Raw genomic sequence first — 7,039 nt, forward strand, 5'->3', positions numbered from 1 at the left:
TGAATCAAAACAACTCTACCTCATAGCTTCGGAAACTGCTGTATGTATTTTTTTAAGTTTATACTATGACAACTTGCTTAAGAGGGAACAAGGAATAGGGAACAGGGAACACAAAAGAATCAAAACAACTCTACCTCATAGCTTCGGAAACTGCTGTATGTATTTTTTTAAGTTTATACTATGACAACTTGCTTAATGTGTTTAACAAACTTATACAAAAGTTTCCTACTTGAGAAAGTACATATATTGATAATTTTAGGGACTAGGAAATAGAATGAATATAGACTTATCGCGTTCGAGGGCAGTTTTTTTCAATACTTTTAATTCTCTTTAAATCTCTCAATACTAATTACCGAATAATTAATAATTAATAATGTAAGCATTCAGCCATCAGCTTCAGGACTTACGCAAAATACGAAATTATACACCATCTGTAGGGGCAAACGGCCGTTTGCTATATACGGTGGTTATAGGTAAGTCCTGAGCTTTTGAAATAAATAATCAAGTAAAATAATTAAGCATTCAACTATTAGCATTCAGTTATCAGCTTTTGAAATGAAATAAATAATCAAGTAATGACCAAGGTTAGTTGAAAGGACTATTTCATTTCCTGCGGAATGCTGCGCAAACATATTTCACTTCTTGAATACTAATTCCTTCTTCCAAGATAATGACTTAATAACTCATAGCTGATAGCTGACCGCTGAATGCTTACTTAATAATTAAATAATTCGCGCCTTGAACCCTCTCCTTTTAAGGGAAAAAAAAGTGCTAGGATATTTCCTTATATTCAATTCGGTAACGGTTAAAACCCGAGGTAATTATCAATTACCCATGATCAATTATCAATTAATCAACGATCTAAAGGCAATGAATTAATAGCTAATAGCTGATAGCTGAATGCTTACATTATAGAAACTTCCAAGTAAATCTTATCAACAATAGTCAGACTACTATAAATAATCTCTCCAACTGCAAAATTATTGTTAACTCTAACTTGGATAATAGCTATATTAAATAAGGTTAGTAGACGTGCTTTAAAAAATAGAAATCACCATCTTAGCTAAACGCTCCATTCCCTCTTGAATATCCTCATCAGAAGCAGTTAAACTAATCCGAATACACTCCTGTTTATGAGGCCATTCTTCCCGTAAACCAGGGAAAAAAGAACTCCCAGGTACCACAATAACCCCCACCTCCTTCAACTTTTGATAAAGCTCCCAGTCAGTCATCGGTAAATCTTTCAACCATAACCAAGCAAAAATTGCTCCCTCAAAACGATGGAGAAACCAGGGCAAATTTTTTGGTAAAGCTTTTGATAAAGTTGATTCTAAAATTGAAAACTTATTTTTGTAAAAAGGCCGAATTACTTCAGTAGAAATTTCTGCCAAGGCCCCAGAATTAATTGCATAAGTAGCGATCGCTTGTCCATAACGAGGAGAATGAATACACATATTAGTCTGGAAAGCCTGCAAAACCTCAATTATTCGTTCGTCCCCAATGGCAATACCAATTCTTTCTCCAGGAAGTCCAGCCTTCGATAAACTCATACAATGACAGATATTGTCCCCAAATATTGGCTCCATCTCCACAAAATTTAATCCTGGATATGGAGGAGCATAAGCAGCATCCACAAATACTGGCACATCATAAACAGCGGCCCGATCTGCAATTTTCTTCACCTCATCAGCACTAATCACATTACCAGTCGGATTACAGGGGCGTGAGAAAATGACACAGCCAGTATTTTCATCAATGACCAACTGACTAAAATCTGGACAATATTTGAAGCGATGAGATTCAGCATCTATTTCCAGAGTCGGTTTATAAGCGACCACCGCATCTGGCACTAAACTCACTCCCCCATAACCTGTATAATCTGGACTCAGAGGTAGAACAATTTTTTTCAGAGTTTGGCTGCTAGTATATCCACCAAAAGCATTAGCAGCATAGAAATATATAGACTGAGAACCAGGAGTAATTAAAATATTGCGATCGCTTAAATTAAGTCCATAGCGACGGTTAAAATCATTAATAACTGCATCAATCAACGGTTGATAACCCTGAGATGAACCGTAACGCCCCACAACTTCCCCATATTCTGGACTTGCCAATAATTTTGTGGTACAATCCCGCCACAACTTTTCTACTTCTGGCAAAACCAGGGGATTTCCTGAACTAAAGTTGAGAAACTCCTGACCCTGGCCTGCTCGTAGGGTAGCAATAATATCTGCCATAATTGCCCGCACACCTGTGAGGCGGGACATAGTTGCACCAAATTCACTCAGGGCAGGATTAACCATAGCATCTAATCAAATATAAATAGATTGACAATTTTTTAATTGTAGCCAAGAGTAATTCAACCAGGCAATTTTCCTTCTTTACTCCAAAAATAAATGAATAATAGAACTATTTGGCAAGCAGATTATTATCGCCGTCCACTCAAGGATCAACAAGGCCAACAGTTATGGGAATTATTAATTTGTACTCCCACTCGTAGCTTAGAATTTACTGCTATTTGTCCCCAGTCAGAAGTTAATGCCAATTGGCTAGTGGAGCAACTACAAAAAGTGGGTCAAGGCCAGGATTTACCAAGTACAATTCAAGTATTTCGACCTCAATCTTTGGGTTTAATTGAAACTGCAGCTCAAATTTTGGGGGTAAAAGTGGAAGCGACTAGACATACTACTGCTTTAAAACAATGGTTACTAGATAGGGCGCAACAATATCAGAGGATGGAAACATATACTGGGGAATCTTACGATCCCTTAAAATTAGATTCTCCTCCACCCGTACCATTAGCTGAAAATCTTTGGGGCGATCGCTGGAGATTTGCTACATTACCTGCGGGTAATATTAAAGATATTATTGAGCGCCCAATTCCTATTGTGGCAGTACCCGAATTTCTTTTACCCTTAAATTTAGGATTGTCTTCAACACTTCCTATACCAGGGGTTGTTATAGATGGAGGTCGTCAGTCTATGAGATTAGCTCAATGGTTAGAAGCAGCGCAACCATACTTTTTAAAGTATGTTTCTGGCGATCCTGATGGGTTAATTTTAGAAGCGGGATTAGTAGATCGGTGGGTAGTTGCTACTTTTTCAGACCAAGAAGTGTCATTAGCAGCTCAAGTTTATGAAGAGAGAAAACAACATAGTCAGGGGTTGCATTTTCTGTTAGTACAACCAGATGATTCTGGGATGACTTATAGTGGATTTTGGCTTTTATATTAGACCTCTGCGGAAAAGAGGGAGTAGGGAGTAGGGAGTAGGGAGTAGGGAGTAGGGTGAAATAATTGATTTTATTTTTGATTATTGGAGATGTCTATTCTGTTCGGTTGAATAGTTATAAATAATGAAAGAGGAGTCAGCACTCAGGAGTCATATCAAATCCGGTTGTTATTATATACTTGGGAGTAGGGGAGTGGGGGAGCAGGGAAGATTAAATATTGAAGTAATTTAAAAAAGTATAAACAGATATTATATAACCAGATTCTATGTGCAACCCCACCGGATTTGATATCAGGAGGGAAGAAAAATAGGAAAGAAGAAGAGGAGAAAATTTTTTCATCACTAATTAGGGCTTGCTGATTAATTATAAAAGTATTGATATATAAAGCTTTGAGTTCTGTGAGGCTCGAATTGCAGTACACCTGTTTCAGTTGATTTGGCTCAAAAAGCTAGTATTTTAGGCGCATAGTTGAGCAGAAAAATCATTCTTACAATTGTTACTCCTACCTCCTCGCTCATTCCCATTTCTCCTGTCTCCTGTCTCCTGTCTTCTACCCCTACAAAAAAGCTTTTTTCAGCAAACCCTAATTAGACATGATATTACAGTAAAAAAAATTAATTTAACAAATCCTGTCTACCTACTCTGTAGGGACGTTGCATGCAACTTTCCTACTACTGCCTACTCCTTAATAAATAGACAGGACTTACGCAAATTAACCTTGAAAACGCCATATGTAGGGGCAAATGGTATTAGCTAGCGCCAAGCTCCGCTAACGCCCTCACTCGATTTATTGTCCGTGCGTAAGTCCTGAATAAATAGAAATAGAAAATTAAGCCTTGATGTAGGGTTAGTTTTGCTAATGCAGAGCTTCCGCTATATATGTCGCAGAACGTTAACGTTTGCGCCCTTCATGATCTTAGCGCAGTTCCTCCGCAGCAGATAGGATGCGTTGTGCGCCAGCAAAACGGTTGTCGTCAAAATGTTTGCGGAGCATGACCTAGGAAAAAGGCAAGAATAATCTCACAAAATAAAATATTTAACGCTGTCACAGTAACCCACTGAATACTAGATCTTTGAAGCGTTTCTTGAGATTTATTTTACCGAATAATTAAGGTTTAAAGCCTCTCCTTTAAAGGAGAAACAAGAAAAAATTTTCATTATTAGTCAATCCTCTTCTTTTCAAAGAGAGGTAATTATTAATTATTAATTATTAATTATTAATTGTTGAACGATCCCCTCACTCCAACAGTAAATATCTCTATTCTCCCTGCTCGTTGCTCACTTAATTTATAAGCATTCAGGTGGATATTGTATAACTACTACAGCCCAAATTTGTGCAAAAACTTAATATCCGAAATGCTGAGTATAAATCAGGTAGATTGTATGGATAGATGATGAGGAATTAGAATAAAATCATTATTAATTGACTCTATACTCTGAAGTAACATTCAAAAGGCAGAATTCAGAGGTAATTTAAAAAGTTCACTAAATTCCACTATTTGACAATACTAATTCGTCCAGCCATTAATTCTTCATAAACTTGTTTAATCTGGTTTTGTTCTGTAGTACTTAAAAGACGAGGTAAAAATAACGCCGTTCTTAAAAATTGGCGATCGCTAGCCGAAATTTTACGAGCGGCAAAAATATTACTGACAACTAATTCTAGGGAAGTTGTTCTAGCTTTAGCTTGAGATTTGTTCATTTTTCTAAAAAATCAGATAATTGTCCGATAAAAGAGAAATATTCCTAAAATACTGGCTACCTGCAGAACAGAAAATTGAAAAAATATCTGGGTAGGATAATTAGGTAGGAGTATCAAAAAAGGGCACGAGACAAAATTGATAAATTCTTATTTTCCTACAATACGATTAAAGTATAGTTTGTTTTATGAAAATTTGGTTAAGATTACCGAATAATTAATAATTAAATAATTAAATAATTCAGCTTTGTTAGCCTCCCCTTTCAAGGGGAAAAAAGCGGTCGAGGGATGGCGAGGTCTCCTCGCCATATCCAATCGACCAAGAGAATAAATTTTTTCCTTTTAGTTAATCCTCTCCCTAAAAGAGAGAGGTAATTATCCATCAATGAATCCCTTCCTGCCAGAAGATTACCTATAATGTAATTTAAATACTACAAAATTGTAACTCAGTCCCCAAGATTATTAAACCTTTACCAAATCGGGTATTTCGGTTATGCGCTCGCTAATTATTCTCTGATCCTTTAAAACTACTAAACTAAAGCACAAATGTGCTGAACTATGTTTTGAATCTGTTCCGGTGTCTGAAGTTGGTTAAATTTGAAATCATTCTCTAACTTCTGTTAGGGGAAAGGGAGTAAGCATAAATATTGAAGATTTTGAAAAAAGTAATTTTTTTTTATACATTCGGTGATTAAAAATACTTAGATATATAGTATGTCTAATGCTTATGTATTAGTCATAAATACTTACTTGACTCTGTGCCCTGTTCTCTATAGTGGCGTATTGCTAGTTATTTATCTTTAGTCTGTAATGGGTTTAATAACTCACCCCACTATCACCTGCGTAATGCCGTTGGTGGGGTGAGAGTCCCCGTAAACCGCATTATCGGTTACTTTCTTCAATCAGTATTTAAACGGATACAATCCAAAATTATTTTACCAGAAATTCGGTAGAATACCTGAGAAATTAAACATATTAGCTAATCTCAGGATGACCAAAGTAAAAATAGGAATTATTGGCGGCAGTGGTTTGTACAAAATGGAGGCACTCACAGATGTGGAGGAGATACGGGTAGATACCCCCTTCGGGTCTCCCTCTGATGCTTTTATTGTTGGTACTTTGGAAGGAACACGAGTAGCATTTCTCCCCAGACACGATCGTAATCACGCTTTATTACCATCTGAATTACCATTTCGCGCCAATATCTATGGTATGAAAAGTCTGGGTGTGGAATATTTAATCTCTGCTTCTGCAGTTGGTTCTCTCAAAGAAGAAGTTAAACCACTAGACTTAGTAGTAGTAGACCAGTTCATTGACCGGACAAAAGGTCGGATATCTACTTTTTTCGGTGAAGGAATAGCAGGACACATTACTTTTGAAAATCCTACTTGTCCTCAACTAGCAAAAATGCTGGCAGATGCTGCGGAAAGTTTGAATTTATCGGATATAAATGTGCATCGTAGTGGCACTTATTTATGTATGGAGGGACCTGCTTTTTCTACCAAAGCAGAATCAAATTTATATCGTAGTTGGGGCGCAACAGTTATTGGGATGACAAATTTACCAGAAGCGAAGTTGGCAAGGGAAGCGGAAATAGCTTATGCAACTTTAGCGCTATCTACAGATTATGATTGTTGGCATGAAGAACATGAGAGCGTGACTGTGGAGATGGTGATTAATAATTTACACAAGAATGCGGTGAATGCCCAAAAAGTTATTCAGGAAACTGTCCGGAGATTGAGTCAAAATCAGTTTGTTTCTGACTCTCATTCTGCCTTGAAAAATGCTATTTTGACTCCTTTGGATAAAGTACCTGCTACAACTAAAGAAAAGTTGGGATTATTATTGCAGAAATATATTTAATTTTGGGTAGTCCTGTATATATGGATTTTATGTAGAGAAAGGGAACAGGGAACAGAAAATATCCCTAATTTATATCATGTCCGTTTAATTGCACAAACAATCTAAGCATCTAGAGGGTTATACATGAGGTGTGTAGGCAGTTGAGTGTTAAATTCTTGACAATAGTAGAATGTATAGGTTTAGTATCTTCTAATGTAGGGGCAATTCGCGAATCGCCCCTACATTAGAAGATACTAAACCTATACA

Annotated in this window: 4 protein-coding genes; 2 read left to right on the forward strand and 2 right to left on the reverse strand. The window is 36.7% G+C overall.

The genetic code is table 11. The features are described 5' to 3' along the window. Nucleotides 1-1,037: 1,037 nt before the first annotated feature. On the reverse strand, nt 1,038-2,303 hold the full coding sequence (locus tag F6K13_RS11630) for a valine--pyruvate transaminase (protein ID WP_124144085.1): 1,266 nt from the start codon (nt 2,301-2,303) through the stop codon (nt 1,038-1,040). 93 nt (nt 2,304-2,396) lie between these two features. On the opposite strand from F6K13_RS11630, the gene F6K13_RS11635 reads away from it, so the two are divergent. Continuing rightward, nucleotides 2,397-3,233 (forward strand): Tab2/Atab2 family RNA-binding protein, encoded by an 837-nt coding sequence (locus F6K13_RS11635; RefSeq protein WP_124144086.1) that lies wholly within the window; start codon nt 2,397-2,399, stop codon nt 3,231-3,233. Nucleotides 3,234-4,726: 1,493 nt separating this feature from the next. Here the strand turns inward: F6K13_RS11635 and F6K13_RS11640 are convergent. Beyond that, nucleotides 4,727-4,933 (reverse strand): hypothetical protein, encoded by a 207-nt coding sequence (locus F6K13_RS11640; protein WP_124144087.1) that lies wholly within the window; start codon nt 4,931-4,933, stop codon nt 4,727-4,729. 987 nt (nt 4,934-5,920) lie between these two features. On the opposite strand from F6K13_RS11640, the gene F6K13_RS11645 reads away from it, so the two are divergent. Further along, nucleotides 5,921-6,793, forward strand: a complete 873-nt coding sequence (locus F6K13_RS11645; protein WP_124144088.1) for an S-methyl-5'-thioadenosine phosphorylase — start codon at nt 5,921-5,923, stop codon at nt 6,791-6,793. Nucleotides 6,794-7,039 lie beyond the last annotated feature (246 nt).

It is taken from the genome of Okeania sp. SIO2B9, from assembly GCF_010672505.1.
Taxonomy (GTDB): Bacteria; Cyanobacteriota; Cyanobacteriia; order Cyanobacteriales; family Microcoleaceae; genus Okeania; species Okeania hirsuta.

What these genes read in the sequence shown, in the direction of transcription:
- F6K13_RS11630 (WP_124144085.1), bottom strand. Translation starts at nt 2,303, where the DNA reads ATGGTTAATCCTGCCCTGAGTGAATTTGGTGCAACTATGTCCCGCCTC.
- F6K13_RS11635 (WP_124144086.1), top strand. Translation starts at nt 2,397, where the DNA reads ATGAATAATAGAACTATTTGGCAAGCAGATTATTATCGCCGTCCACTC.
- F6K13_RS11640 (WP_124144087.1), bottom strand. Translation starts at nt 4,933, where the DNA reads ATGAACAAATCTCAAGCTAAAGCTAGAACAACTTCCCTAGAATTAGTT.
- F6K13_RS11645 (WP_124144088.1), top strand. Translation starts at nt 5,921, where the DNA reads ATGACCAAAGTAAAAATAGGAATTATTGGCGGCAGTGGTTTGTACAAA.